Annotated in this window: 32 protein-coding genes and 1 pseudogene; 9 read left to right on the forward strand and 24 right to left on the reverse strand. The window is 37.5% G+C overall.

All coding sequences use genetic code 11. From position 1 onward, the window contains the following. Window positions 1-209: 209 nt before the first annotated feature. From HCN_RS12135 to HCN_RS12655, 6 genes and pseudogenes are all read right to left on the reverse strand, one after another. Window positions 210-1,388, reverse strand: coding sequence for a hypothetical protein (locus HCN_RS12135; RefSeq protein ID WP_231997540.1), 1,179 nt, complete (start codon window positions 1,386-1,388; stop codon window positions 210-212). Between the two features lie 47 nt (window positions 1,389-1,435). Then, window positions 1,436-1,669, reverse strand: a complete 234-nt coding sequence (locus HCN_RS12140) for a hypothetical protein (protein ID WP_014667201.1) — start codon at window positions 1,667-1,669, stop codon at window positions 1,436-1,438. A 73-nt stretch (window positions 1,670-1,742) separates the two neighbouring features. Further along, window positions 1,743-2,699 carry a hypothetical protein gene (locus HCN_RS08195; protein WP_050982848.1) on the reverse strand — a complete coding sequence of 319 codons (957 nt, stop codon included), beginning with the start codon at window positions 2,697-2,699 and terminating at the stop codon, window positions 1,743-1,745. Window positions 2,700-2,716: 17 nt separating this feature from the next. Continuing rightward, the gene (locus HCN_RS12145) at window positions 2,717-2,914 is read right to left on the reverse strand and encodes a hypothetical protein (protein ID WP_014667203.1); all 198 of its coding nucleotides are present in this window, start codon (window positions 2,912-2,914) and stop codon (window positions 2,717-2,719) included. 177 nt (window positions 2,915-3,091) lie between these two features. Next, window positions 3,092-3,400, reverse strand: coding sequence for a hypothetical protein (locus HCN_RS11300; protein ID WP_014667204.1), 309 nt, complete (start codon window positions 3,398-3,400; stop codon window positions 3,092-3,094). Between the two features lie 366 nt (window positions 3,401-3,766). Continuing rightward, a pseudogene (locus HCN_RS12655) lies at window positions 3,767-5,523 on the reverse strand (portal protein). Between the two features lie 608 nt (window positions 5,524-6,131). Between HCN_RS12655 and HCN_RS08215 the strand changes: the two are divergent. Then, window positions 6,132-6,314 carry a hypothetical protein gene (locus HCN_RS08215; RefSeq protein ID WP_041309544.1) on the forward strand — a complete coding sequence of 61 codons (183 nt, stop codon included), beginning with the start codon at window positions 6,132-6,134 and terminating at the stop codon, window positions 6,312-6,314. Between the two features lie 541 nt (window positions 6,315-6,855). Here the strand turns inward: HCN_RS08215 and HCN_RS08220 are convergent. Together HCN_RS08220 and HCN_RS08225 are read right to left on the reverse strand one after the other, a co-directional pair. After that, the gene (locus tag HCN_RS08220) at window positions 6,856-7,620 is read right to left on the reverse strand and encodes a hypothetical protein (protein WP_014667208.1); all 765 of its coding nucleotides are present in this window, start codon (window positions 7,618-7,620) and stop codon (window positions 6,856-6,858) included. Next, the gene (locus HCN_RS08225; protein WP_014667209.1) at window positions 7,607-8,824 is read right to left on the reverse strand and encodes a hypothetical protein; all 1,218 of its coding nucleotides are present in this window, start codon (window positions 8,822-8,824) and stop codon (window positions 7,607-7,609) included. The genes HCN_RS08220 and HCN_RS08225 overlap by 14 nt, the downstream gene beginning before the upstream one ends. A gap of 437 nt (window positions 8,825-9,261) precedes the next feature. Between HCN_RS08225 and HCN_RS08230 the strand changes: the two genes are divergently transcribed. Continuing rightward, window positions 9,262-9,492 (forward strand): hypothetical protein, encoded by a 231-nt coding sequence (locus HCN_RS08230; protein WP_002955533.1) that lies wholly within the window; start codon window positions 9,262-9,264, stop codon window positions 9,490-9,492. A 2-nt stretch (window positions 9,493-9,494) separates the two neighbouring features. Here the strand turns inward: HCN_RS08230 and HCN_RS08235 are convergent, their stop codons facing one another. The 16 genes from HCN_RS08235 to msrA all read right to left on the reverse strand — a co-directional run bounded on the left by HCN_RS08235 (window position 9,495) and on the right by msrA (window position 16,092). Further along, the gene (locus tag HCN_RS08235) at window positions 9,495-10,229 is read right to left on the reverse strand and encodes a hypothetical protein (protein WP_014667210.1); all 735 of its coding nucleotides are present in this window, start codon (window positions 10,227-10,229) and stop codon (window positions 9,495-9,497) included. Window positions 10,230-10,526: 297 nt separating this feature from the next. After that, window positions 10,527-10,730, reverse strand: a complete 204-nt coding sequence (locus tag HCN_RS08250) for a helix-turn-helix domain-containing protein (protein WP_002955530.1) — start codon at window positions 10,728-10,730, stop codon at window positions 10,527-10,529. A gap of 406 nt (window positions 10,731-11,136) precedes the next feature. Then, entirely contained in the window at window positions 11,137-11,571 is a 435-nt protein-coding gene (locus HCN_RS08255) for a hypothetical protein (protein ID WP_002955528.1), read from the reverse strand. A gap of 39 nt (window positions 11,572-11,610) precedes the next feature. Further along, window positions 11,611-11,955 (reverse strand): hypothetical protein, encoded by a 345-nt coding sequence (locus HCN_RS08260; RefSeq protein WP_002955527.1) that lies wholly within the window; start codon window positions 11,953-11,955, stop codon window positions 11,611-11,613. A gap of 72 nt (window positions 11,956-12,027) precedes the next feature. Next, a complete protein-coding gene (locus HCN_RS08265; protein WP_014667212.1) occupies window positions 12,028-12,297 on the reverse strand; it encodes a hypothetical protein in 270 nt (89 codons plus the stop codon). Further along, window positions 12,294-12,662, reverse strand: a complete 369-nt coding sequence (locus HCN_RS08270) for a hypothetical protein (RefSeq protein WP_002955525.1) — start codon at window positions 12,660-12,662, stop codon at window positions 12,294-12,296. Before HCN_RS08270 ends, HCN_RS08265 begins: the two co-directional genes overlap by 4 nt. 16 nt (window positions 12,663-12,678) lie before the next feature. Next, the gene (locus HCN_RS08275; RefSeq protein ID WP_002955524.1) at window positions 12,679-12,870 is read right to left on the reverse strand and encodes a hypothetical protein; all 192 of its coding nucleotides are present in this window, start codon (window positions 12,868-12,870) and stop codon (window positions 12,679-12,681) included. Window positions 12,871-13,113: 243 nt separating this feature from the next. Continuing rightward, window positions 13,114-13,554, reverse strand: a complete 441-nt coding sequence (locus HCN_RS08280) for a helix-turn-helix domain-containing protein (protein WP_014667213.1) — start codon at window positions 13,552-13,554, stop codon at window positions 13,114-13,116. A gap of 21 nt (window positions 13,555-13,575) precedes the next feature. Then, on the reverse strand, window positions 13,576-13,698 hold the full coding sequence (locus HCN_RS12420; protein WP_267891737.1) for a hypothetical protein: 123 nt from the start codon (window positions 13,696-13,698) through the stop codon (window positions 13,576-13,578). Window positions 13,699-13,814: 116 nt separating this feature from the next. Beyond that, window positions 13,815-14,090, reverse strand: coding sequence for a hypothetical protein (locus tag HCN_RS08285; RefSeq protein ID WP_231900405.1), 276 nt, complete (start codon window positions 14,088-14,090; stop codon window positions 13,815-13,817). A 174-nt stretch (window positions 14,091-14,264) separates the two neighbouring features. Further along, a complete protein-coding gene (locus HCN_RS08290) occupies window positions 14,265-14,645 on the reverse strand; it encodes a hypothetical protein (RefSeq protein WP_014667215.1) in 381 nt (126 codons plus the stop codon). A gap of 3 nt (window positions 14,646-14,648) precedes the next feature. After that, window positions 14,649-14,795 carry a hypothetical protein gene (locus tag HCN_RS11480; RefSeq protein ID WP_014667216.1) on the reverse strand — a complete coding sequence of 49 codons (147 nt, stop codon included), beginning with the start codon at window positions 14,793-14,795 and terminating at the stop codon, window positions 14,649-14,651. A gap of 2 nt (window positions 14,796-14,797) precedes the next feature. Further along, entirely contained in the window at window positions 14,798-14,950 is a 153-nt protein-coding gene (locus HCN_RS11670; RefSeq protein WP_002955521.1) for a hypothetical protein, read from the reverse strand. Next, window positions 14,947-15,078 (reverse strand): hypothetical protein, encoded by a 132-nt coding sequence (locus HCN_RS12425; RefSeq protein ID WP_267891738.1) that lies wholly within the window; start codon window positions 15,076-15,078, stop codon window positions 14,947-14,949. The genes HCN_RS11670 and HCN_RS12425 overlap by 4 nt, the downstream gene beginning before the upstream one ends. Window positions 15,079-15,103: 25 nt before the next feature. After that, window positions 15,104-15,265, reverse strand: a complete 162-nt coding sequence (locus HCN_RS11675) for a hypothetical protein (protein ID WP_002955519.1) — start codon at window positions 15,263-15,265, stop codon at window positions 15,104-15,106. A gap of 320 nt (window positions 15,266-15,585) precedes the next feature. Continuing rightward, a complete protein-coding gene (gene msrA / locus HCN_RS08295; protein ID WP_014667217.1) occupies window positions 15,586-16,092 on the reverse strand; it encodes a peptide-methionine (S)-S-oxide reductase MsrA in 507 nt (168 codons plus the stop codon). A 104-nt stretch (window positions 16,093-16,196) separates the two neighbouring features. Here msrA and selA point away from each other — a divergent pair, with 104 nt between their 5' ends. The 7 genes from selA to HCN_RS08330 are packed head-to-tail and all read left to right on the forward strand — an operon-like array spanning window position 16,197 to window position 25,668. Then, window positions 16,197-17,612, forward strand: coding sequence for an L-seryl-tRNA(Sec) selenium transferase (gene selA, locus HCN_RS08300; protein WP_014667218.1), 1,416 nt, complete (start codon window positions 16,197-16,199; stop codon window positions 17,610-17,612). After that, entirely contained in the window at window positions 17,605-19,614 is a 2,010-nt protein-coding gene (gene selB, locus HCN_RS08305; RefSeq protein ID WP_014667219.1) for a selenocysteine-specific translation elongation factor, read from the forward strand. The genes selA and selB overlap by 8 nt, the downstream gene beginning before the upstream one ends. A gap of 2 nt (window positions 19,615-19,616) precedes the next feature. Continuing rightward, window positions 19,617-20,705: a cysteine desulfurase NifS gene (locus HCN_RS08310; RefSeq protein WP_014667220.1), complete on the forward strand. Its 1,089-nt coding sequence runs from the start codon at window positions 19,617-19,619 to the stop codon at window positions 20,703-20,705. Between the two features lie 45 nt (window positions 20,706-20,750). Further along, complete coding sequence (locus tag HCN_RS08315) at window positions 20,751-21,986, forward strand: molybdopterin molybdotransferase MoeA (RefSeq protein ID WP_014667221.1); 1,236 nt, start codon at window positions 20,751-20,753, stop codon at window positions 21,984-21,986. Between the two features lie 31 nt (window positions 21,987-22,017). Beyond that, window positions 22,018-22,434: a universal stress protein gene (locus HCN_RS08320; protein WP_002955572.1), complete on the forward strand. Its 417-nt coding sequence runs from the start codon at window positions 22,018-22,020 to the stop codon at window positions 22,432-22,434. A gap of 32 nt (window positions 22,435-22,466) precedes the next feature. Further along, window positions 22,467-24,113, forward strand: a complete 1,647-nt coding sequence (gene traF, locus HCN_RS08325) for a conjugal transfer protein TraF (RefSeq protein WP_041309547.1) — start codon at window positions 22,467-22,469, stop codon at window positions 24,111-24,113. Window position 24,114: 1 nt separating this feature from the next. Next, a complete protein-coding gene (locus tag HCN_RS08330; protein WP_014667223.1) occupies window positions 24,115-25,668 on the forward strand; it encodes a glycosyltransferase family 2 protein in 1,554 nt (517 codons plus the stop codon). The last annotated feature ends 1 nt before the right edge of the window (window position 25,669 follow it).

Raw genomic sequence — 25,669 nt, forward strand, 5'->3', positions numbered from 1 at the left:
TAATGCGTGGGTAATTTGCTTCTATATCTGCCCTTGTAATAGCGATATTACCCCTTGTGATTCTTTTGTCTCATCGCCGTGTGATTTTAAAGCGTGGGCGATTTCATTTTCTCGCAATTCTCTTAAAAGTGGTTTTTTGTTTTTAAAATTAAAGTGTTTTTGAAGTTGCTCTGCTTCGTGTAGCTCAACTTCAAAAGTTTGAGTAGCTTTTAAATTAGCAGATTTACTTTTATTCCCCCACTTTCCACCACTTCTTTTAACTTCTCCACCTGCTCTTTATTGACCTTGCCATTACCTATGGTGGTATAAATGAGTGTATCATCATTTATAGCTTTAAGGATATTTTCATCACTTGACGGGGTTAGAGCATTATTTAAATCATAGCTTTTAGCCCTATGTTTTAGCTCATCGGTTAAAATCTTAGGATTTGACACATAGTTTTGTATATCTTTTGCGACATTCTCATTGATATAAGCCTCTCCATTAGGATTGCTTGGGCTTTTTGGATTTGGGCTTGTAGCTTTGGGATTATTGAGCATATCAAGTGTAATAGCTCGTGGATATTTCAGCTCTTGGACTGCTTTTTTAAGGTGATGAAGCAAGGCATCTTTATCGCCAATGTAAGGCACTCTAAAAAATAATGCCTTAAAAAGCCTGTTTGTCATAAACACCTGCATTCTGCCTTCCAGCGTAGTGCTTAAAGCTCCATTACCTGCCCCACTTTTAAAGCCTTTAGCTCTGCTTAGCTTTTGCATAAACTCATAAGTTTGAGCGAGTTCTTTAAAGATATTTAGGGCATTTTGAGCTTTTGGGTGCAGGGGCAGAGATTCTAACTGCTCTATATCTTTTAGGGCTTTGCTTAAGTCTATAAATGCAGAGCCGTCCTTTTCTTTAATATGTCGCTCTAGGCTTCTAAAAATAAGCAAGGTTTGCGTATGCTCTTGCATTCTAGGGTCAAATTTGGCAAAGATTGTATTTTCTAGCCCCACTATTGAATCTTGCCATTGTTTATCTAGCACAGCTTTTTTCCACTCATCTACACTCCGCATTGAATTAATCGTGCTTTTGCTTGGCTGGTTCATAAAGATAGCTTTTGTGAGTTTATCATTGAGCCTTTGTTTTATATCCGCATAAGCGATGTTTGCTTCTCTAAACTCTTCTAGCACAGCTCTTGCAGATGTATCTAGCTCTCCTTTAGCTATACCGCTTTCAATGGCGTTATGAATCTGCGTATCAATGGCATTTTTAAGCTCACTAGCATTATCTTGGAATCTAAATTTTTTTAAGGCATTTGGGTTGTCATTGTAGTTTCTAATAATGGCATTTATATCTTTTCTTTTTTCTAGAGCTTCTTTAATGGTGATATTTCGTCCTTGCAAATTATTCACTTCATTGATTAAAGCTCTACTTATTTCAGCATTTACTCCAAACTCTCTTATGCATAATCTGCTACATTTTTAAAAGGTGTGAGTAAGTCAATGCTTTTGTCTTTGAGTGTAGATTCTAGTTTGCTCACACTTTGTGCGTATTGAGATTTGACATTATGCTCGGCGATTTCTATGGCTTTTTGAAAGGCTTTTGGCAGACTAGGATTTGCTTCATCTTTGAGTATTTCTTTGGCGATTAAGTTTTCATAGCTTTGGCTTAGGGCTTTAAAGTCTTTTGCCATTTTGGCACTTGCTTCACTTAAGATTCTAGCCTCTACATCATCAAGTTGCCCAGCAAGTGAGTCGGCTAAGTCTTTATTCCTTAGAGCCGTGCTTAGTAGCTCTTGGCGTTTTTTGTGCTAGTGAGCTAGGCTCATTGCTTTTTTTAAAGGCTTTTGGAGCATAAGCAGAGACTTTATTTAAGATTTTTTCCGTCAAACTTTCATTTTGAAAGTCTTTTTTTATTAGCTCATCACTTTGTGATTCTTGGAAGCTTTTCAAAATACGCGGGATTTCATCTTTTTTAGCTTGTTTGCTTAAAGCCCTATCAATCGCACCCATATTTTGTCCGCTTAGAGCGAGTTTAGCTTGATTTGTGGCTTCTTTTAATAATCCCAAGCCTTTATCTGTTTTTACCATTCCACCTTTGATTGCCTTATAAGTGGTGGAGATACCTTTAAAGACTAAATCCCCCGCGATATTTAGTCCTGCTTCTTGTGAGCCGTGTATAAGGGCTTGAGCTATATCAAAGTCTTTACTTAGCTTTGCATCTACAAGCAGTGAATCTAATGCACCACCAAAAAACGCTCCTCCAGCTCCATCAAGCACCATATTGCCAAATCTAGCTTTAGCACTTGCTCCCTTGTTTGCTCCATACATCGCTCCTGCTATACCTAGCCCAAAAGAGCCTTTATTATCATTCAGCACACCTAAAAGCTCTTGGTTAAAGTTCTGCTCTACCTTATACGCCCTTTCATCTTTTATAAAATATAGCCCATTTTTATTATAAGCCACCGCTTCAAAGCCCAAAAACTCCGCTACACTCTCAAAATTCTTTATCTTTTCTTGTTGCTTTTCGCTTAAAGATTCCGCATTTGAAAGCAGTCCAAAAAACTGCTCATCTTTTAGCACATTTTCTAAGCTTTTTGAGAGTTTGACATAGTCATTTGTCTGCTCCCTTGCCCTTTGTATATCCATAAACATTTTTTGTTTTTCTTTGCTATCTTTAAAAAGAGAGCTAAAAAAGCCTAAATCATTATCAATTATCGCCATTTGTTCTTTATTTAAAATCACTTCTTTTTTTCATTTTGGGCTTGTTTGATTGTTTCATAGAGTTTAAAGGCTTCTATTTCATCTTGCAAACCTTTTTCGGCTTGGCTTAAGTGGAGATTGTTTTTTAATCCTAGCTCTTTGGCGGCTTCTTTGCTAGGTCGTGTCAAATCACTCACCAAATCATCAGCGGCTTCAAAAAAGTTTTTTTTGTGCACTTTGCCCTAAGTTAAGATATTCTTGTATCTCTTTAAAATGCGGGATATTCTCTACATCTTTTCCTGTCCTTTTTGCATAGAGTGCTAATTCCTTTGTGTCTTTAATCAGCTCTTTTATCTCATCACTCTCATAGCCAAAGGTGCTTATTACACCTTGAATATTTTTGCTTACACCATTTAAAAGCCCTTGTTTGTGTATTTTTCCTTAAACTCGTCTGCCTTTTTGTTTAAATCCCATTCTGCTCTATGTCCGTATAAGCCTTTATTTGTGGCATTGTCTAAATCAAACTCTACTTTTAGATTTTGTTTAATATAGTCGTATTGTTGCTCTTTTGGGAGATTAAGCGAATCTATCTGCTCCCATTGTATATTTGTAGGATTCTTACGCAAAAAATCAATGCTTTGAGATTTAAACTCACTCTCTCCTAAGTTTTTGCGTTGATTTTGGTTACTTTGCTCTAGTTTGTCAAAGTTAAAAATTGCCATTTTATTTCAGTCCTTTTTGGATTCTTTTGCTTTGTGTTATAGTATGTTTTTAAGAGAGAAATTTAAAGGGTTAAAAATGGATTTAAACTTTATTTAGAATCTGCTTTGTCAATGGTAAGAGAAAGGGTATTAGTCTGCCAAGAATGCGATAAAATATAACAAACACAAAATGTAAGTATATGTAGAAAATGGTATAATAATTTGCCCCAATTTATTTGGGGCAATACCACTTAAAAGGCGTTCCTATGAAGCGACATAGCAAACGCTTACTTGTATTATACATTAATTTTAGGCTTTTTAGGTTTAAAATTAAGTTTAAATACAAGCCTTAAGCGTAAGGGGGATTTCCCCCGCCTTTCAAAGTGGCTAACGCATATCCTTCACACTAATTTGCATAGTTTTCTTTGCCATTTTTTGAGCATCACTTTGTGTAGTGGAATTTTGTGGATTATTTGCTTCTTGCTTCATTTGTTCTTGCATTTGCCCCATCACTTTGCTTTGAGATTCTAGCTTTTGGCTTTCTTTTTGGAGTTTTTCTATTTGTGCTTGAAGTTTTGCCATTTCTGGCTCTTGCATTTTTTGACTTATGGGCTGATTTACTTTGTTTGCTTCTTCTTGTGCTTTATCGGCATTTGCTAGGACTTCCTCTATATCCTCTATGATTTGAGAATCTGTATCTTTTAGCATTAAAGGCAAAAGTGAAGTAACAATGTCTGGTCGTATGCTTGAGATAGTTTTGAAAATTTCACTCCAATGAGCAAATCGCTCCTCTCTCCCTTGCTGTTTGAGCTGAGATTTAAAGTCTAAATCAAAATGCCCTATCTCTATTTTATTACTCTCATCAGTATTAATGCTAAAATACCTATCCACTTTCTTTTTATCCGTCATCTTAAACATCTGCGGTTTAGTGAAGTAGTGCTAAATGAAACTTAGCACCTTTTCATATAAAAGCCTATCGGCATTATCCGCAGAATTGACATAATATTGCAGTCCCAAAAGTCCCGTTTCTCGCCTTTGAGCGATAGCTATGCCACTTTGTCTATTTGTCGCCATAGCTAAGGCTTCATCGTTTAGCCCACTTAGGATTTTAGCCATATTTTTCTTTTGCTCACTCTTTTGAGAGAGGGCGGCAATATCTGCGTGGTGTTGCACAAATTGTATTTTATTCTCTTGTAATGCCCCGCTTCTTACACCCACTACGGCATTATCTTGGCTCACTCCCTCTACAAATTCATCTATGTCTTCTACGGCATCAAGCTCATATAATGCCTTAATCGTGCCTAGCATATTCCCCATTTTAATTTCAGCAAAATTAATATAATCCTGTATGGGCTTAATATCTCTAAATAATCCATACCAATTATGCTTTTCATCTATGTTATACCTCGCTATAATAAAAGGGCGTGTGTTATTCTTAAAGGGGCGTTTTTCATATTTGTAGATTCCACCGATGGTATGCCACAAATAGCGATTCCAGCTAAATTTTTCTTCCACTTCTTCATCATATTCCCTTATCCAAGTTTCTATTATATCTACGCGATTATCTACGGTAGTGCTGCCATTTTGAAAAATATCTACATTTTCTCCCAAAAGTAGCCTTGCTTCTAAATAGCTGAGATTCTGCTTTTTATGGAAACGATTAGAATCTAGGGCATTTTTATCCACACTATAAGTATCCACTAAAAAGCTTTCATTATTTAAAGCCTTTAAAGAGATGTGAAAATCGCCTTGTTTGTCTTTATTGACCCAAAGTTCTATCACACTTTGCCCCATAAGCAAGTCAAAATCTCTTTTATAAATCTCTTTTTCATAGTCTTTTTGTGAGTTAAACACCGCAGTAAATCATTTAAAAGATTAGCCAAAGGCTTATCTTGCTCTTGTCTGCCGCTGACTTTTATCTCTTGCAAACTTTGAATCTTATAGCCCAAAATCTTATCGCATATCATTTTATAGATATTTTCATAAATGGGTATTTGCCATCGCCTTGCTAGTTTTTCTAGCTCTTGGGCGGCAAGTTGATGTCCGTGATAGTAAGCCTTAGCTTCTTTATACTCTTTTAGGGCTTTATCATTTGCTAGAGAATCGTTAGTAAGCATTGTGTTGAGTTCATATATTGTTAGCATTTTTATCCTTTTTGGTTGTCGGCTTAGGCTTGTCTCTTTGGTTTAAATCGCAGATTCTACATTCGCCAACGGCGGCACTTACCTTAAGTAAGCTTCTTGTTGGCTCACTTGAAAGCTACGATTTAAACTCAAAGATACTTCGCCCCCTTGTAGTTTTATTATTCTTACTTCCGCTTTGTGTTGTGTAAGTGAGTAAATCGCTCACAAAATGTTTGCATTGTTAGCTTTCCTTGTAAAAAAAGAAAAAAGGAATTACGATAAAGCACCCCTAGCCTTAAAAGCTTTTGCCACCAAACAATAAAAGCATTAAACACAAAAACAAAGGGATTTTAAAGGGTTAAAAGTGAAAAAGCATTGACTTTGTAACGATATTATGTTATAATTACGCTAATTGAATCTTAGATTCAATCGGTAGGCGGTAGGGACAACTTTTTAAAGGATTTGGAATGTTTAGTTTCAAGTTCAAAAAGGTTGTGAGATTTAAGCTTAAAGTCCTTATTCAAGTGGGCAAACTGAAAATAAGGATAAAAGCTTAAGTCTTATACACCTAACCCCACTCTTTGTGGGGTTAGGTGTATTATATCTTTTTTAAGAATCGGAGTCAAACTATGTCAAATATGCTTTGTCCGCATTGCCATAAACCCATCAATCCAGCCAAGCTACTTAAAACACAGGATAAAGAGACAAAAGAATGTATCGTGTGTGGCAAAAGCTTCACGGGGAGTAAAAAGAGTAAGTTTTGCTCAAATGCGTGTAGATGCAAAGCCTACCAACGCAAGAAAAAAATCTAGTTAAAGTGTTGTCTTTACGGCTAAAATCGCGGATTCTACACTTTTTGTTCGCTCACTTACGCTTAAGTAAGCTCCGCTCACAAAAAGCTTGGTGCGTGATGAAGTCAAACCCGTCCCACGCAAAAGCCACGATTTTAACTCGTAAATACTTCCGCTATGGTTTTAAGTAGTGTTAGCAAAACACAAAATAAAAGAATTCTAAAATGCTAAGTGCCTTTGTGATTTTTATCATCTTTACAATCTCTGCATTTGTAGCAATGTGGCTAGGGAGTAGAAAAAATAAGTGATAAGCCATTATTTAGTATTAAAAAAATAATGTGATATAATGCAGTTTGGAGGTTGCCTAAGAGAGTGCGACCTCTCTTAGTGTAACCTGCTTTTCGCAAAGGAGGTTACAATGAGTAAGATTACGACAAAAATCTTAGTTATTATCTTACTATTATGTTTATTAATAGTCAAGTGTTACTAAGATTTATCCATAACGCGGCTTTTTAGCTCAAGGAGCTGCGTTAGTCTTACTCTACTCTCTTACTTGAGCTTTTTACTCCACTTGTCTATTACATAGAATCTTAAAGCTTCTCTGCATAAACTCTTTAGCTAAAAAGTCTTTGCATTGTAGCATATAGGTATAAAGCACATTTTGTGTGATGTCTTTGTAGCTTATAGGTTGGTAGTTGTATTGTTTTTGAAGTTTTCCTAGATAATATGGCTCATCGCAATTAATATATCCACTATTAGGAAATATTACAGGATACCAATAAGGTTCGTAGTTATCCCCAGTCCATTTATACCGCCACTCGCCTATAATATAACTCTCGCAAAATATTGTAGAAAATATCCCATAAGGCACAAAGATATGAGACTTGTTTTTAAGTGTATAATAATTTCCTAAATCCTTATAGAAAAAATAAGGATTTCTTATTTCAAATCTCTCTTGCTCTGTATAATCACTCACTTCTAGCATTTCCCCTTGAGCTATAAAATACTGATGCACGACAGATTCTAAAAACCCCGCTTCTATTGCCTTTCCTACCCAATCGCCTATCTTGTTATCATCTATGGCTTTTAAGGCTAAGAGATACTCCCAATATTTATCTAAGCTAAGGCTCTCTAGCATTTTTCTTTCACTTTGCTTCCATTCTGCCTTGCTCTTATCAAATTCGCCATTTTGCTCTATCCATTCTTCCATATCGCCTAATTCTTGCCTTTCCTCATAAAAAAAGTTTCTTATACAATCCTCATATACAGCAATAGGGTCGCTAGGAGTTTGCTCAATACTCGGCTCATTTACATCAATATTTGGCACATCTACCTTTTTTGCTTACCTTTATCCATTTGCGTTCATCAATACTGCGTGAGTAAAACTCCCCCTTAAATCGCAGGGTTTGATTATATGTTCTCACTTGATTGATAAAGTCCTTAGATTCTACATAGTCACAGTAGGTGCGATAGTTGGCATTATACACCGCTTGTATCCACTCCCCTGAATAATACTCCTCATTGCTTCCTGTAAATTGAGCCAAGTGAGAGTATCCCTCTATAAGCCTTTGATTATGCTGTTTTAGGAAGTTTAGCTTATATTCCATATCATTATCTAGCTCTTTTATTTTTTCTAGTGGGAATAGGGCGAGTTTATCCATGTAGCCATCATTTCCAGCTAGGTTATAATGAGCTCTCCCCTGTGTGTGTTCATCAATGTTATCTAAGGTTTTATTCTGTGTTTTGTGCAAAGGGGCGAAGTTATGTGTAGGATTATAAGCTTGTGTGGGTTTAAAGCTCTCACTCCCAGCAGTCTCTGCCTGATAGCTTTGTCCATTTGCAAAAATCTCATATCCACCATAAAGCAGTGAATCTTTTCCTGCTTGTAGCTTTTTATGGCCCATATAGTAGTTTGAATAACTTGCATAGGAATTGGCTACTTTGTGAGATATGACTTCATATTGCAAAGATTGCAAGGCTGCATCATCGCCTAGCTTTTTGATATAAAGTAGCATACTCATCACCGCCGCTACTAGCCCCATATATGCCGCTGCGGCAGTGCTTACACCGATAGCCTGCATAAAAGGAATACAGCTTAAAGCAATGCCTAGCAAATACCCCGCAACAATCCCCGCTATCACAGCAGGGTCTATTAAATCTATGGCATAGTGCGTTTCACTCCTAGCTTTGAGTTCAGCTAAAATATCCGTATAGTGTTTTAAGCCCAGCTTTGTGATCTGCACATAGTTTTCAGGCAAAAGGGCAAAAGCCACATCATCATAAAACACCACCCTTGAGCTACTCCCATAGCCATCTACAAGCTTTATGGTGTTTCTTAAGCTTTCTCTATCTTGTTGTAAAAGTGTCCTTTCCTTATCAGTCAAAGGACGGGCAAAAGTCTCATCATATAAAGGCACTTGCAGTTTGTATTTTTCAATCACCTTTTTGGCGTTGTTAAATAGCTCTATTCGGTATTGATTGCGTTTTTTATAATACTTTGAGCCGTTGAAATAGTCAAAAAATCCCGCCATCTTGTGCCTTTATATTGTTTTCATTGCCGTGAAGTTTTGCCAAAACTTCACTTAAGAGTGCTTTTGTCATTGCGAGATTTTGCAAAGCAAAATCGTGGCAATCTATGCACTCATCAACTCGTTTTTATTCGTTATCATTGTGGTATAGTTTAATAAAAGCATAAAGATTCTAAAAGGGTTAAATGTGTATTGAGCAAATATTTATATAAATAAAAATATAATAACGCTAATTGAATCCTTTATGGGATTCAGTCGGTAGGCGTAGGGAATCACTTTGAAAGGCTTAAAATGAAAGGTTTTAAGTTTAAAAAAGTGGTTGTGAAGCTCAAAGCTTGGAGTGTGTCCATTACTTTCAAGCTTGAGTTTCAATAATCACCATTCCTCTTGCATAATGCAAGGGGTTGTGTGATTATATCCTTTTACAAAATGGAAGTCAAATGCAAGAAAATAAGCCCTTTTACACCACTTTAAGCTTTGAGCTAGATTTAGATGAGTTTAAGTCCCTCTACAAACAAGCAGGATTTAAAAACAAAAATGAATTAGCAAAGTTTTTAGACTTAAGCCACACTACTATAAATATGTGGGGAAGTGTAACCCCCTTTCCACGCTACATAAAGCCCCTTCTAGTCTGTATGATACAAGCCCAAGAGAATCTCAAAAGCTTCTAGTTTTAGCCCTTTTGTGTGTTGATATTTAGATGTTGATAAGGTTGCCATTTAACTTGTGAATTATTAAGTGATGGGCCTTGCACATTGTGCAAGAAATTATCTTTATGGTTTTGTGCGGTATAAGCATCGTTTATTTGTTGAGATATATCTCTGCTTTGTCCCATTCTCTTTGTCATAGGGTCGTTTTTGTCATTATAGGCTTGATAAGTTTGCGGAGTAGATTCTGTATTTGGCGTATTTGGCGTTTTTGGACTTTGTGTTTGGGGCGTGGGGTTAGATTCTGCGTTTTCTTGTGGCTTGTTGTTTTGAGTGAGAGATTTAAGCTTATCCCACCCAGCTTTTGCTCCCATAGCCAAGCCTCCCACTGCCATTTCTGCCAAGCTATAGTATTTTGTGTTGCTTTTATAGCCACTTGCTGCACGATGAGCTACCAAGTCTTTATCCATTTGCTCTTGGACTTGTTTATCACTCATTCCGCTATCTTTGTAGGCTAACATACGCGTAAATGAATTTTGCTGAAAGCTGTTATCTATGGCTTGATTGCTAGCTATATCGTTTTTCTCTCTTTCAATGGCATTTCTCTCACTCTCACGCAAAGTTTCATTGATTGCATTAAGCGTGTTTGTATTGTTTTGCATTGCAGCTTTATGTGTCTCCATTACAAGCGAAGCAGCGTTATTTGTGTTTGCTAGAGCTTGTTGTATGCTGTGGTTGTAGGCTTCTAGTATATTTGCCATTTTTGCTCCTTTTTTACCTAGCGTTGTCTTTTTGGCTAGAAACGGCGATTGTTCGCTCACAAACTTTGGCACTTACGCTTAGTAAGCTTCTTGCTTGTTCGCTCCAAAACGCCGTTTCTATCTCAAAAATACTTCCGCTATTTGTGCGTTACAAAATTGAATACGCAAACTCTAAATCTTGTTTGTGTGGTATTGCCGATTTTGTTTGATGTTCTTAGAGAATTAAACACAAAAAGCAAGGATTATAAAAGGGTTAATTTTAAAAATTTTGAAACAAGAAGCAGGATAAGGCTCATCTCACTTATATTTCTCTAGTATCTCTAACAAGGAATCTAGCTTTTTGCTTTTCTCATAGTGAAACAAAAAGCACTCCACCCATAAAGGCACACCTTTTTGCTTCCAATTTGCCACAGAGTTATAGTTCATACCCACCATTTTGGCAAAATCATCTCTACTTAAGCTCAACGCCTTAAGTTGTAAAGAAAAATCATCATAGCTCATTCTTACCCCTTATAATTAACTTTTTATGTATTTTAGTATAAAAAATATAATAAATGATTAAAAATACTATTGACTTTTTTAAATTATTAGTGTAAAATATGGCGTATTTAAGGGAGCGACTGCCTTTTGGTATAAAGAAAGGGGGTTGTTGTATGGTGGAAGTAATTATATTACTCTTGCTTCTTATCCTACTTACAAAAAGCCTAAAAGACTTTAAGCAAGCAAAACTATTTCTAAACAAACGCATTTTAGTAAAACCCCGCTAGTTTTGCCCTTAAACACAAAAATTTATACCACTCGTGCGAAGCACTAGTCCATACTTGCAAAAAGGGCGGGGCTTTTGGCTTTAAGTGTTACTTTTTAACCCACTTGCCTATCGCAGAATCTTAAAGCCTTTGTATGCACTCTAAGCCACTTCCGCTTCAAGTCGCTCTAGCTCATCTATCAATGCTCTTATTTCAGGCATTGCATAGATTTCTACATAGCGGTTTCGCTCATTCTCAAAGCTGTCTTTATAGCCATTTACAGAATCAAAAAAACAAACGAGCATAACTTTAAACTCATCTAATGTATAGCTCATTCCCTTGCCTTGCAAATCTGTATAAATCTCGTTGATATTTTCAATCTTAGATACCCACCTAGCCATAGTGATATTCAATCCTGCTTCACTTTCAAAATTTTGACTTGCAGGTATATCATCTAATCGCGTGAGATTAAGTGGATCTAAAATCCACTCTCTAAACCACCCATAAACAATTTGTCCTTGTTCTGCTATTCCTACTATTACTTCATCGCTTAATAAAGTCTCAAAATACTCTTTAAATCTCAAAAACTCACTCACTAACGCATTTTGCTTTATCTCCTCTATTCGTGCGAGTTTCTACTCTTGGGTTTGTGGCTCTTGTGGAGCTTCCACTTCAGGCGGTTCAGGTATCACAGGGGCAATTTGTGGGATAAAGCTTAAACTCACACTGCCATTAAAAAGTGTGTTGATAATATTAGCTCCACCGACAAAGACTATTTTTAGCACCTCTCCAGCTCCTAGATTTAGGGCAAAGCTTTTAGTATCTCCGCTTCCACCTCGTGGAAAAGCCCTATTTGTATAAGTCCAATCATACACATCTCTACTACACCATTTTACCCCGCTTTTTTTAAGGATTAAAAAGCTGCCAATAATGTTTATAATGTCGCTTTTGGCTTTAATCTCAGTAATGTTTTTAATCATTAAGAATCCTTTCTGTATTCATAAACAAGCAAATTGTTTCTACTCACAAACTCCAAATACTCATTGATTACACTAATCAAATAAGCATTCTTGCTTAATTTCTGCTTTCTTGCATTTCTGTTTATACGCCTTATATTTGACTCTCTTAGTAGGAATTTTTTTTTTGTTTTTTTTTGGTTTAATTTTACGCTCCGCATTATCAAATCCTTTCTCTTTTCCAAACACTGCCCTTTCAACAACTATACTTCTACTGACACCTAGAATCTCTGCAATCTCATCTATGCTTTGCAACAAGGCTGTTTCTAAAAAAAAGCTTGAAGTGTGGATTTTTGCATTTTTCATTTTGTATCCCCTTGCAGAATCCAGCTAAGCCCTAATTCTTTTAATCGTTGCTTTGTGAAGCAGTCTTTTAACAATTCCTCTTCCTCAAACCTTGTGCCTTTAAAGTTTTTTATCCTTGAAGTTGTGTATAAAAACTCAGCTTGTTTTTTTACACAATCAAGCAATATGGAGAAAAACTCGCCCACATAAATTCTTGCCTTAGCATTGCGATTGAGACTTAGCACAAAAGATTCTAATAACCCTGTATCTTGTGGATTCTCATCACTTAGTCGTTTGAGAAAAAAATTCACTTGATTAACAGCGTAATCTGTGAGTTTTATTCTCTCATCACTCTTGATTTCTGCAATAAATTGCTCTTTTACCATTGCTTACCTCCTTTGCTTACTGCCCCAATCTTTCAAGGGGATTGTGCGTGGATTGTAGTTTATGGGCGTAGTTTTTGCCCCACACATTTTTAGAGCGTGGCTTGTTAAAGCTTTCATAACGCATTAATGCTTCTTGTGCTTTTAATAAGCCACTCCAACCACGATTAATGCAAGTTTCAACGCAAAGCACAATATCTGCATTTTGCATTTTAAGCGTCTCAAAGTCTTTGATTATGCTATTTATCGTGCTTTTTGCTAAAAAGCCTTTTTCCTTGCGATAGGCAATAAAGTCTTTATAAGCTTGTAGCTCTTGCTCTGTGTAGGATTCTAAACTTAGGCTTTCTTTGAAGTTTGTGCGTTATGCTTTTAGTATCTTTGAAAGACTTAAAGCTTTGAGTGATTTTCAAAAACAAAGCAGTTGGCTTTTGTGTCTTATTAGAGTCGTTTTTACTTAAATTATTATATTACTTAAGTCGCTAGAATATCCGTATGCGGATAAATGTTTAAACGGATAAGACTCCACATTTTCCGTATTTGTAGCTTCTTGTTCTACCAAATCTAGTCTTTCAACTTTCTCACTCACATATTGAAAATCTACAACTTCTAGTGTATTAAAAGTATAAACACTCTCTTGGGTGAGTTTGCCTTTTTCATCTCTTACTTGAGAGTAGGCTAAAAGACTAGCATTGACAAGCTCATTTCTAAACTTTCTCACACTCGCTTCACTCACATTTAAAAGCTTGGCAAAATGCTTAATGTTGATGTTCCAATCATCACTGAAGCTTTGGGCTAGGGCATAAAACATTCTAGCCCCCATACTTAAACTTTTATCATGGAGAATATCGCTAGAAAGTATTGTGAAGTTATTCAGTTGTTGGTTTTTTTGAATCATTTTGTTACTCCTTTTTGTGTTTTATTTTTTAAGATTCAGCTTTTGCAAATTTGCGTTTCGTGCTTCGGCACTACCGCTTAGGTAGCTTCTCGCACGGAAACGCAAACTCCCCAAAAAGCACCTTAAAGACAACGCATTTCTCATACCTCTACTACCTCCAAATCTCTATAATTCTGCTCACTTTCATACATACTAAACTTACCTAGCTCACTATTGAAATTTACTCTTTCTTTATAGTGTTTGCCTGTTTGCTTGTTTTTTTAAATGACAATTCGTGAATCCTCACTAAACTCTCTCACGCTTTCATTTTTAGGTTTATCGTGTTCTATGCGGATTGTGATACTTGATTCGTGTCCGCCCTTTTTGCTCCCCATAGGATTATCTCTATCGCCTTTACTCGTTTGCACGATGAGAAAGACTAAAATCCCTAAGCTATGGCATAATCTAGCAAGAGTTGAAAATTTAAGGCTTTCTTCCTCTTCTATATTCCTACCATTTGGGCTAACTAATCGCATTTGCGAATCTATTAAAAACACTCTCACACCTTGCTTGTAAAGCGTTTTGATATTTTGAGCCACTTGATAAATCTCATAGCCATCATCAATGATGATGAGATTTTCTCTTTTGAGTATATGGGGAATTCAAAGCTAAAAAAACATACTTTATTGGTTTTTGCCATAAATTCTAGCGTCTGCAAACCTAAAGTTGTTTTACCTGTTTCTGGGTCGCCACTGGTTAAAACAAGCTGGGCAGATTCTATCCCCCCCATCAAAGACAGAATCTAAAAAGTTAATGCCTGTTTTATACTTTGGCATTTTGGGCAATGTATCATAATAATCTTGCCATTCCTGCATATTCTTATGAGAGCAAAAATTCACATTAGGGATAAGTGCGTTCATATCAAGCAGAGCATTATTCTCACTTGCTTCAAGGAGCTTTAGTCCTGCTTCTTTTTGCTTTAAAAAGCTTTCATAAAAGCTTTGCGTTAGTCGCACCACATTGGCATTTGGGATATGAGAGAGAATATCTAAGAAATAATCTTGCTCCTGCTCTTTTTTACTTAGCTTACCTACAAAAGCGTTTTTACTCACGCTTTAAGATTCTAAAAGCTCTATTAGAATCTCAAGCGTTCTTTGTCCTTTTTGTGTAAAGTACTCTTTAGGGATTTGGGCTAAAAACTCATCAATTTGTTGTGGATAGGCTAGAAATGAAGCCATAATCTCTTTTTCTAATTCAATCATTGCTAAACTTCTATGATAATATCTTGCCTATTATCACATTCACTACATATACAAGACACAGCCTTTTGGCTATTGAGTTTTATTTGTATATTAATCTCTATACAATCCACTTCATTGATATAGCCACATTCCTTACAAACATACCAAAAACTCATAGGCTATCCTTTTGTGTAGAATGTGTTTTTAGTGTGAAGTTATCTAAAAATGACGCTCTTTTTTTGTTTTGTGGAATGTATTTGACATAATGTTGAAAAGTTGTTTGCAGTGATTTATGTCCTAGCATTGAGCTAACCCACAAAGGCTCTTCACTATTTACTAACTAAATCTTTTGCACTTAGCAGTGTTTTTGCCATATTTTCTTTTGTATCTTTGAGTTTGGTGCTGAATCTCACTCTGCCGATTTCTGTTAGAGTAGCATCTATATAGATGATACCATTCCTTTTGTAGAGGTTTGTGTGTTTGACTTCCATTTGTTCTCCTTTAAAGATAGCCCCACATCAATGGCTTGAAGTGGTGTGATTTTTCATTGCAAAATATGTTTTTTAAAGAAGTGTGTAAGGTTTGTAAATGAAATGGATTTTGTGATACGGAGTAGTGATATGAAAGGGGATTTTCAGGGAGTAGAATAAGGGTGTAAGGTCAAAAAATCAAAAATTTTATAGATTTTGACACAAAATTTGACACACCTATTGGGATTCTTACCCCCAAAATGTCAAAAAATAACCTAAAAAGCCCTAAAATAGAAAGGTTTTAATTATTGATGAATATTTTCTTTCGCAGAATCTAGATTCTACTTATCAAAGCCTTGAAAGGAATGCAGGGCGGATTCTATATCAATATGACAATAGCCATTGGGATTTTTCTCTAAATATTTTTGATGATAGCTTTCTGCTTCATAGAAGTTAGCTAAAGGCAGAATCTCCGTAACCGCCTTGCGATTCTGCCCTTGCTCCCATTTTTTGAGACACTCTCTTATCACGCTTTCACTTTGTGAATCTTCATAATACACGCCGTTGCGATATTGTGTGCCTCTGTCATTACCTTGATAATTTAACGCGCAAGGATCAATAATGGATAAAAACCGCTCTATAATCTCACGCAGGGACAGAGCAGATTCATCATATTCTAGCTTCAAAGTCTCTACCGCCCCACTTGCCCCACTGCATACAAGATCATAGCTTGGATTAGCGATCTTGGAATTTGCATAGCCCACGCTAGAATCTAGCACACCTTTAAGCCTATCAAAATAGCCCTGCATTCCCCAAAAGCACCCACCAGCAAGATAAATCACCGCCATTTTTGCCCTTTCATACAATGAAATTATTTGAAATGTTAAGTATTTGAGATAGAATCCTACTTACATTGTTTGCACAAAGCACAAACAGGTTCAAAGGATTTTCATTGCAACACATATCAAAAGACACACGACAAGACACATTACAACCCACGCAAAAAGCCCTGTTGCGTTCTATCCCTAAAGTTGATACGCTTCTAGCCCACGCTGATTTACAAGACTTTGATAAAGCCTTTATTCTGCCCCTAATCTATGAGTATTTACAAACTTTGCGAGATTCTATCTCGCAAGGAAAAAGCCCAAATACAGATTTAAACACACACGCTAAAACGATAAAAACTAAGGCAATGCAAGCTCAAGCCCCCACAATGCAAAGTGTGATAAACGCCACAGGAGTGGTGATTCACACAAACCTTGGACGCAGTGTCTTTTCACAAGAGATTATGGAACAAATCACCCCACTACTCACCGCCTACAACACGCTAGAATACGATTTGCACAAGGGCAAAAGGGGGGAGCGATATATCCACGCTACGCAGATTCTAGCTCAAATGTTTGGCGTAGAATCCGCCCTGCTAGTGAACAACAACGCCGCAAGCGTGCTTTTAATCCTAAATACCTTTGCTAAGGATAAAGAAGTCATCATCTCGCGTGGGGAGCTTGTAGAGATAGGCGGGAGCTTTAGAATCCCAGAAGTGATGAAAAGTGCTTCAAGCATTTTATGCGAAGTGGGCGCGACAAACAAGACGCATTTACGCGATTATGAAAACGCCATAAACGAACAAACAGCGATGATTATGAAAGTCCACCAAAGCAATTTTAAGCAAATTGGCTTTACCAAAGACTGCCATATAAAAGAGCTTATCACTCTCGCAAAAAAGCATAATCTCATTGATTATTTTGACTTAGGCAGCGGACATTGTGGAATCTTAAGCCTTAAAGATGAGCCAAGTGTGAGTGAAATTTGTAAATACAAGCCTTCACTGCTTAGCTTCAGTGGCGATAAGCTTTTTGGCGGACCGCAGCTTGGCATTATCCTTGGCAAAAAAAAGCTTATAGACAAGCTCAAATCTAATCAGCTTTTACGCGCCTTAAGAGTGGATAAGTTTAGCATTCTTGCCCTTATTGCGACACTTCAAGCCTACAAAGACAAAGCCTATCACAAAATCCCAACCCTTAATATGCTTTCACTCCCGCTAGAAAAGCTAGAATCTAGGGCAAAAGTTTTACAAAGCAAGATTGCTCAATCTCGCATTAGCCAACAAATGCAAGTGGAAGTCTTAAGGCTATCTTCACTTGCTGGGGGCGGGAGTGTGCCGCATATTGAGTTTGAATCTTGGGGAGTGAGTTTGCAAAGCAAGATTCTAAATGCCAAAGCGTTTGAAGAAAAATTGCGTTTGCAAGGGCTTATCACCTGCATACAAAAAGATAAAATCCTGCTAGATGTGCGGACTTTGCTCCCGCACGATGAAAAAAAGATTATGATGATTTTAGAATCTGTTTTGGGGCAAGGCAATGACTAAGCAGCCCATAGAGCAAAATCACAATGACATTCACAATGATGTTATAGTAGGACTTGCTGGGCATATAGACCACGGCAAAACCACGCTTATAAAGGCTTTAAATGACTTTGATGGCGATAGCTTAGAGCAGGAAAAGCAAAGGGGCATTACGCTGGATTTGAGCTTTTCAAACCTTGAGTTTAGAGTCCGCAATGTCGCTTTCATTGATGTCCCCGGGCATAGCAAGTTAGTAAAAAATATGATTGCTGGGGTGTTTGGCATTGATGTGCTTTTGCTTGTAGTTGCGGCAAATGAAGGCATTATGCCTCAAAGCAGGGAGCATATACATATCGCTAATTTACTTGGCGTAAAAAGCTGTATTTGCGTCATCACTAAAATTGATAAGCTTGAAAATAAGCAAAAAGACTTAGCAGACTTAGAATCTACAATCAAAGATTTTTTTAAGCCCCTTGATATGAGCTTAGATTCTATCTTTGCTTTGAGCTTATGCCCCACGCCTAGCACACAGGAGATTGAAAATTTAAAACAAAGGTTAGAATCTATCCCCAAACCGCCAAAAGATGACTATGGAGTTTTTTTGTATTACATAGATAGGAGCTTTGCTATTCAAGGGGCGGGTTGCGTGGTAACAGGCAGTGTGCTAAGTGGGGAATGCCATATTGATGAAAAGCTCTATATTTATAATAAATCTAAGGAAGTGAGCTTAAAAAGTATTCAAGTGCATAAGCAAAAGGCGTTAAAAGCCTATCCCTCACAACGCGTTGCACTCAATCTTTCCGCGATAAGTCATAATGAGCTAAAGCGGGGCTATCTCATCTCAAAAAAAGGCTTTTTGCGTGGATTTGATAGCATTGATGTGGGGATTTTTGGGGAAGTTAGGCACAACGCCACTTATACGCTTCATATCGGTAGCTTTAAACTCAAGGCTAAAGTTTGTGTGCTTACCACGCATAAAGATTCAAAGTTTGCGGATTCAAACGCCACAAATTTAACAAATATGGATTCAAAAGTTATAGTTTCACACGCCTTTGGTAAAGCCCCGCTTACCCTTGCTACACTCAAAACCGATACCCCCATTTTTGGTATCTACTCCCAACGCTTTGTCTTACGCAATGATAATGACACGCTTTGTGGTGGCGTGATTTTAAACCCCATTGCCGATCCTATCAAAAAACACACTCGTTTAATCCTTTTAGAATCCCTAGCAAAAAAAGACTTCAAACAAAGCTTTTATCTCTTAACGCAGATTCACAAAAAGGGCTTTGGACTTGTTAGCTCCACGCAAAGATTCTGCCTAAGCCACGCTCAAAGCCTAGAGATTGCTAAAACTTTAAATCTTTTCCTTGATGAAAAAGTCCTAACGCTCTATCCGCTCTCCCAAGTAGAGACACTCAAAACGCATATTGTAGAGATTTTCTCACGGAATAAAAACGCCCTTATATCCGCTCAAAGCTTAAATACAAAGCTCAAATGGGCGTCCCCTGCCCTGTGTCAAAGGGCATTAGATGAGCTTTTAAAAGAAGGGCAGATAAAAAATCAAAATGGCTTATATCTCTCTCAATGGTGTCAAATACAAAATATCCACACTTACGCAGAGCAAAGCATTTTAGAATCTTTGGCAAATCAAGGCTACGCACCCCTAGCACCCTATAATCTCTATGAAGAGCTAGAGATTGATAGGAGTCTAGGCGATAACGCCCTAAAAGCCCTAACTCACGCTCAAAAAGTCGTGCGTATCACGCATAATCTTTTTATCACCACAACCGCCCTACAAAAAATTGTGAGCTTAATGCGTGAGATTTTACAGACAAATGGCTATATTGATGTGAATCTGTTACGAAACCACACACAATTAAGCCGAAAATACCTTATTGCCTACTTAGAATACCTTGATAAATTTGATGACATTGTGTGTAAAGATAATAAACGCAGTTTAAAATACGCCCCACAAAACCGATACTACAAAGATTCTAGTAAAGATTCCAACCAACCAAAAGGATAACAATGAAACAAGAAAAAGAAGTCCGCCTTGATTTTTTAGCCAACTTCCCACAAAATCACAAAGCAAATACCTTGCTTCATTCACAAAATGTCCCTAATCCAAACACGCTTGATAGCACATATCTCTCACAATTAAGCCAAGATTCTAAAAACCTTGCCTCACTTTTTTCTAAAACCCACGCTCATAGTTTCAACTACACAAGCAGTGATTTTTTCACCCTTTTTTCCATTTTGCAAACACATCATTTTCATATAATCCTTAGTGTCAGTCTCCACCAGCAAAGCCTTTATGCCGCGAGACTTTGCCAAAATATCACGCTTATTTCCCCAAACCAACAAGGCATTATACAGAGCATTCCGCCACTGCCAAATAAAAAGAATCTTGCTTTTTTCCTGCCCTTTGTCAATCAAGATATTTTGACGCAAAATCCCATTGAATCTCTGCTTGAAGTGATTTTGCACACTTATCCAAATGCATTTATTTTCCTTGATATTTCACTCCTTGCAAGTGTGCTAGATTCTACACAGCTCAAGCGTTTAAGCACACTTAGCCACCCGCAGATTCTCTTTTTGTGCAATGCTGAAAGCATAGGTTTATCCCGCCCTAGCGGATTTATTTTAAGTGATTTGAATAAGCTAGAAAACAATCATATTTTAGATGATTTTTTTCAGCTCCAGCTCCTGCGTCCTAATCTCTTTAAAGCCGCATATATCGCCCTGCAAGATATACTTCAAAGCCTAAAGCCCAAAGATAGCAAAAACGAGTTTTACACAAAGCTTAAAAATCTTTTGGGAGAAAATCTCTCCCTTTTTACCCCATTAGAATCCACCCTGCCAAATGCCCTGCCCCTGCGATTTTCCCATATCAAAGCAAGGCTTCTCTTGCAGGCTTTGAGTGTGGAGGGCATTTTTGCCATTAATGGACAGGATTGCTTATTTGGTAATGCAAAACCATCTTTTGTGCTTGCTTCTCAAGGCTATGATGAGCCAAGCACACGAGAGCTTTTAAGCATAAGCTATAATGATGAAATAAAGCTAGATTCTATTACGCAACGCCTAAGCAATGCGTATTTACAACTAACACAATTTTGAATCTTGCACAATTTTAAATCCCACATCATTTAAAAAGGAGTAAAAATGATAAGTTTCACTCAAGCCCTAAAGCTTGGCACTACCCTACCACGCACAAATCGCACACATAAAATCAAGCTTTTTAACGCTCACAACGCCATTTTAAGCCAAGATATTTTCGCTTCTAGGGCGATTCCAGCGTTTGATAACTCCGCAATGGACGGCTATGCGATTTTACTGCAAGATTATGATAAAACTTGTATCAATCGCGGCAAGATTCTAGCCGGGGATAATAGCACGCATATCACGCTGACACAAGGGGAAACCTACAAAGTGATGACAGGCTCAATGCTCCCGCAAAATACCCAAGCGGTTATCCAAATAGAAATGGCACAAGAGCAACAAGGCAAAGTCAGCTTCCACAGCCTAAAACAGCCCTTGCATCAAGGGCTAAATATCCGCTACAAAGGCGAAGAGATACAAGCAGATTCACTTCTTTTACGCAAGGGAAAAAGGCTTAATCACCTTGATTTAAGTATCCTTGCTTCACAGGGTATAAGCGAGATAGAAAGCTTTGTGCCGCTAAAAATTGGAATCTTTTCAAGTGGCGATGAAGTCATTGAGCCACACCAACACGCTAAAGCGTATCAAATCTACAACACAAACGCCACAAGCCTTTATACACTTTTAGCTTCTCGTGGCTTTGCGTGTAGCTATCAAGGGATTTTACAAGATGACAAACTTGCTTTGCATAAGAAAATAGAATCTTTTCAAAGCTTTGATGTCGTCATTACAAGCGGTGGGGCGAGTGTGGGCGATGCGGATTTGATTAAACAAGCTTTGCTTGAGCTTGGGGCGAAATTTATATTTGATGGAGTAAATGTCAAGCCCGGACGACATCTTGGCTTGGCTACTTTGGGAGATACTATCATTATTTTGCTACCGGGCAATCCCTTAGCCCTACTTTTACATACACATACTTTAATCCTGCCGATTTTAGAATCTTTACAAGGGGGCAGTGCCTTTTACCCAAAAGCTTTTACTTTTGAGCTAGATTCAGATTTAAATCTTAAGGCGAATACCACTTCAGCCCTACTAGGCATAATAGAATCTTCTCGCTTCCTGCCCTATAACAACGGCAAAATCGGCTCAAGCTCCCTTGCTACAATGTGGAAAAACAATGCCATTGCCCTTTTTGATAATCCTAGCCCAAAACCTATGAGCTACGCAAAGGGCAGTGCGATTAAGGTAATTATGTATAATGCCGATTTTTGTGATATAATGGATTTTTTCAATGATTAAAACCCCAATTTAAAACTTCATAGGAGTGAATATGACAAAACTATTGTTTGGAGTGAGCGACACACAAGAATGCAGGAGAGCTATTCAAACTATTATCCGCTTTTTTGGCAATAGAGATGAAATTGAGCTAACACTCTTACATGTCAATCCTGAAATCATCGTCTATGCGGAAAGTGGGATTGTGGATTATGGCACGATTGAAAATATTGAGAATGAAAAGTCAAATGCAATGCTTGATGAGTTTGAAACGGAGTTTAATAAACAAGGCATTACTTGCCAAAAGATTCTAAAAACCGGTAATCCCGTTGATGTCGTGCTAGAAATCATCAATGAATATGATTTGCTTGTGATTGGTGCGAGTGAATCTTCACTTTTACACAGAATCTTTAACTCTCATCAAAATAGCTTTATTAACTCCTCTCCTATTCCTGTTTTGGTGGCAAAATAAGGTAAATAAATAAAGGTAAATTGGGTAGGTTTATGAAAAAAATCGTTGCATTCACTATGCTTGGTGGCTTGTTTTTAAGCCGCCTTTGTGCCTTGGAATTTGGCTCAATGGGCAATACTTCTGCGGCAATGGGCGGAGCAGGAGTAGCACTCAAGCACTCCGCTTGGGGGCTATACTACAATCCCGCCCTTTTAAGCTCTGATCCAAAAATCAAGCTTGGCTACTCGCTTGGCGTAGGCTTAAGAGAGCAGAATCTTGCCAAACTCACTACTATTGATATAAACAATATGACTAGCACCGCAGAGCGACTGGTAGCGACTTTTAGTGGTGGAAGCGGCACATCAAGTACAGGGGGGATAACAGATATTATAAAAAAGGGATTGCAAACAGCACTTAGCCAAAATGGAGGTAGTGGAACCGGTAGCACTAATATACAAGAAGACTTAAAAAACTATATAAACAAGAACCCTGATGGTAATTATAGTAGCCTTATTTCTGGAATCTTAGGGGCAGTCAATAGTGATCAAAATATCTCGCAGGATCAAAAAAATTTACTTGGCAATATCGCAGGAAATATTGATTATAAGAATCTTAACTTTAGCAATGGAACGAGTGGAACAAATGCATTATTACAAAATATCACTATAAGCAAAGGCGGAGATAAAGGCTTAGATAAAGCCGTAGAAGACATTAGCTCAATGCAGGAGATTCTAAAAGATAATAATCTTAATATTGTTAGCCAAAATGGCGTGATTTTGCAAATCTCAAGTAAAACAATGAATGAAAAGCTAGGCTCTTTGGGCGTGGCGTATTTTGCTTCAGCCTATTCTAGTATGTCTATCAATGCAGATTCTAGTAAAATGCGACTTATCATCAAAGGCGGAAGTGGTTACTATGAGCTTGTAGATAATGGCGGGAGCTTTAGCTTCAAGGTTTCTGACGAGAATAATTATAACACATACTCGCTTATTGCTTCGCTAGAAGGCAATAGTGATGCACATAAGCTTGTTACCACAGCCTTTATGCTCTCTGAAGTGCCAATCGGCTATGCAAGGACATTCTACCTTAAGCACGGCAATTTGAATCTTGGCATAACCGGTAAGCTAATGAATGCTATCAGCACACAAAAGCAGATTAATATCAATAAAAATACAGATTTTCAAAAGGAGCTTACAAGCCTTGCTTCACTTGAAAATACTATTTCATCAAATAATTTTGGCGTAGATGTGGGAATGCTCTATGAGCTTGATTTGCCAGAGTTTCGCTATCTCACTTTTGGGCTTGTGGCTAAGAATCTAAACTCGCCTACTTTTGAATCAAGTCTCAATAATATCACCATTAAGCCGCAATATCGTATGGGGCTAGGCTACAACTCTAAGTTTTTAAATGTCGCTTTTGACGCGGATCTAACTCCAAATGATTTACTTGCTTTTAGCAATGTCAAACAACAAAGCCAAATGATTGGCGGAGGCGTGGGCTTTGATCTTAAGGCTATGGATTTAAGGCTAGGTGCGATGAAAGACTTGCGACAAGATACCGGGCTTATTCTTACAGGTGGGCTAAATGTGCTGGGATTCCTAGATATTGCCTTGCAAGTAAGCACAAAGACTACTAAGCTTGATGGAATACCCATTCCGCAATACATTAACCTCCGCCTAGGCGGCAGCTTTAGCTTCTAAAATGCAAAAGCTCCCCATAAGCGTTACAATTTTAGTCAAAAATACCAAAAGCACTTTTAGCGAGTGCTTATCGGCATTAGCTGATTTTGATGAAGTGATTGTGCTTGATAATGGCAGTGATGATGGCACTCTTGATATTGCCAAAAAATTTGCTAATGTCAAAATCTATCAAAGCGAGTTCATCGGCTTTGGTGCGTTGAAAAATCTCGCCATAAGCTATGCTACACACGATTATATTTTAAGCATAGATTCAGATGAGATTTTAGAATCTAGCACTTTAGAGCAGATACGCTTAGCCCTAAGCTCCATACAACCCCACCACATCTATGCTATGCCACGCAAAAATCTCTACAATGGCGAGTGGATAAAGGCGTGTGGGTGGTATCCCGACTATGTATGGCGACTTTTTAATAAAACTTTTACGCGTTTTAATGATAACATCATACACGAAAGCATTATGCTACCTAAAAACGCCAAGCTTATTAAACTTAAAAGTGGATTAAAGCATTATGCCTTTAGGGACATTTCACATTTGCTTGATAAACTTCAGCGTTACTCAAGCCTGTGGGCTAAGCAGCACAGCTTCAAACGCTCAAGTCCGCTAAAAGCTCTTAATCACGGGCTATGGACTTTTATAAGAAACTATTTTTTTAAAAAAGGAATCTTATATGGCTACAAGGGCTTTACCATAAGTGTTTGCAATGGTTTGGGAGCGTTTTTTAAATATCTTAAACTTTATGAGTTAGGGCAAACACCGCCAACCTGCTCCCTTATCATCACCACCTACAATCAAAAAGAGCGATTAGCCCTTGTGCTAGATTCTGTAAAAAATTTAGCCTTTTTGCCAAATGAAGTGCTTATTGCCGATGATGGTAGTCTCAAAGACACAAAAGAGCTGATAGAAACTTATCAAAAAAGCTTCCCTTGCCCCCTTAAACATATTTGGCAAGAAGATGATGGCTTTCGCTTAAGCGAAATACGCAATAAAGCCATCAAAGCAGCAAGTGGAGCGTATATCATCATCATTGATGGCGATATGATTTTACATCCGCATTTTGTGAAAGATCATTTACACTTTGCAAAAAAAGGTGTATTTATACAAGGCTCTCGTGTTATCTTAAATGAAAAGAATACACAAGAAGTTATGGATTCTCTCTCCTATCATCTAGCTTTTAAATATGGCGATATGAAAGCTAAAAAAATCCCGCTCCTAGCTAAAATGATTTGTGCAACTTCCACTATCAAAGCATCATATTTTGATAAAAGAGATTTTATCAAAGGCATTCGTGGGTGCAATATGGGCTTTTATAAAGCTGATTGTGTGGCTATCAATGGATTTAGCGAAGAATTTATCGGCTGGGGCAGGGAAGATTCCGAATTTGTAGCGAGATTTTTATTTAATGGTGGAGAGATGAGACGATTAAAGTTTAGTGGCATTGCCTATCATCTCTATCATAAGGAAAACACCCGCTCAATGCTAGAATCTAACCACGCTATCTACCTGCGAACAATCCAAAACAAAAGCACATTTTGCCAAAAAGGGCTAAAAAGCTAGA

It is taken from the genome of Helicobacter cinaedi PAGU611, assembly GCF_000284635.1.
GTDB lineage: Bacteria > Campylobacterota > Campylobacteria > Campylobacterales > Helicobacteraceae > Helicobacter_C > Helicobacter_C cinaedi.

What these genes read in the sequence shown, in the direction of transcription:
- HCN_RS08265 (WP_014667212.1), bottom strand. Translation starts at nt 12,297, where the DNA reads ATGAAAAATGCAAAAATCCACACTTCAAGCTTTTTTTTAGAAACAGCC.
- HCN_RS08235 (WP_014667210.1), bottom strand. Translation starts at nt 10,229, where the DNA reads ATGGCAAATATACTAGAAGCCTACAACCACAGCATACAACAAGCTCTA.
- HCN_RS08280 (WP_014667213.1), bottom strand. Translation starts at nt 13,554, where the DNA reads ATGATTCAAAAAAACCAACAACTGAATAACTTCACAATACTTTCTAGC.
- HCN_RS11480 (WP_014667216.1), bottom strand. Translation starts at nt 14,795, where the DNA reads ATGATTGAATTAGAAAAAGAGATTATGGCTTCATTTCTAGCCTATCCA.
- HCN_RS08215 (WP_041309544.1), top strand. Translation starts at nt 6,132, where the DNA reads ATGTCAAATATGCTTTGTCCGCATTGCCATAAACCCATCAATCCAGCC.
- HCN_RS08230 (WP_002955533.1), top strand. Translation starts at nt 9,262, where the DNA reads ATGCAAGAAAATAAGCCCTTTTACACCACTTTAAGCTTTGAGCTAGAT.
- HCN_RS12425 (WP_267891738.1), bottom strand. Translation starts at nt 15,078, where the DNA reads ATGCTAGGACATAAATCACTGCAAACAACTTTTCAACATTATGTCAAA.
- HCN_RS08225 (WP_014667209.1), bottom strand. Translation starts at nt 8,824, where the DNA reads ATGGCGGGATTTTTTGACTATTTCAACGGCTCAAAGTATTATAAAAAA.
- HCN_RS11300 (WP_014667204.1), bottom strand. Translation starts at nt 3,400, where the DNA reads ATGGCAATTTTTAACTTTGACAAACTAGAGCAAAGTAACCAAAATCAA.
- HCN_RS08250 (WP_002955530.1), bottom strand. Translation starts at nt 10,730, where the DNA reads ATGAGCTATGATGATTTTTCTTTACAACTTAAGGCGTTGAGCTTAAGT.
- HCN_RS08320 (WP_002955572.1), top strand. Translation starts at nt 22,018, where the DNA reads ATGACAAAACTATTGTTTGGAGTGAGCGACACACAAGAATGCAGGAGA.
- HCN_RS12420 (WP_267891737.1), bottom strand. Translation starts at nt 13,698, where the DNA reads ATGAGAAATGCGTTGTCTTTAAGGTGCTTTTTGGGGAGTTTGCGTTTC.
- HCN_RS08315 (WP_014667221.1), top strand. Translation starts at nt 20,751, where the DNA reads ATGATAAGTTTCACTCAAGCCCTAAAGCTTGGCACTACCCTACCACGC.
- msrA (WP_014667217.1), bottom strand. Translation starts at nt 16,092, where the DNA reads ATGGCGGTGATTTATCTTGCTGGTGGGTGCTTTTGGGGAATGCAGGGC.
- HCN_RS08270 (WP_002955525.1), bottom strand. Translation starts at nt 12,662, where the DNA reads ATGGTAAAAGAGCAATTTATTGCAGAAATCAAGAGTGATGAGAGAATA.
- selB (WP_014667219.1), top strand. Translation starts at nt 17,605, where the DNA reads ATGACTAAGCAGCCCATAGAGCAAAATCACAATGACATTCACAATGAT.
- HCN_RS08195 (WP_050982848.1), bottom strand. Translation starts at nt 2,699, where the DNA reads ATGGCGATAATTGATAATGATTTAGGCTTTTTTAGCTCTCTTTTTAAA.
- HCN_RS08260 (WP_002955527.1), bottom strand. Translation starts at nt 11,955, where the DNA reads ATGATTAAAAACATTACTGAGATTAAAGCCAAAAGCGACATTATAAAC.
- HCN_RS08310 (WP_014667220.1), top strand. Translation starts at nt 19,617, where the DNA reads ATGAAACAAGAAAAAGAAGTCCGCCTTGATTTTTTAGCCAACTTCCCA.
- HCN_RS08330 (WP_014667223.1), top strand. Translation starts at nt 24,115, where the DNA reads ATGCAAAAGCTCCCCATAAGCGTTACAATTTTAGTCAAAAATACCAAA.
- HCN_RS08275 (WP_002955524.1), bottom strand. Translation starts at nt 12,870, where the DNA reads ATGCAAAATGCAGATATTGTGCTTTGCGTTGAAACTTGCATTAATCGT.
- traF (WP_041309547.1), top strand. Translation starts at nt 22,467, where the DNA reads ATGAAAAAAATCGTTGCATTCACTATGCTTGGTGGCTTGTTTTTAAGC.
- HCN_RS12140 (WP_014667201.1), bottom strand. Translation starts at nt 1,669, where the DNA reads ATGGCAAAAGACTTTAAAGCCCTAAGCCAAAGCTATGAAAACTTAATC.
- HCN_RS11670 (WP_002955521.1), bottom strand. Translation starts at nt 14,950, where the DNA reads ATGAGTTTTTGGTATGTTTGTAAGGAATGTGGCTATATCAATGAAGTG.
- HCN_RS11675 (WP_002955519.1), bottom strand. Translation starts at nt 15,265, where the DNA reads ATGGAAGTCAAACACACAAACCTCTACAAAAGGAATGGTATCATCTAT.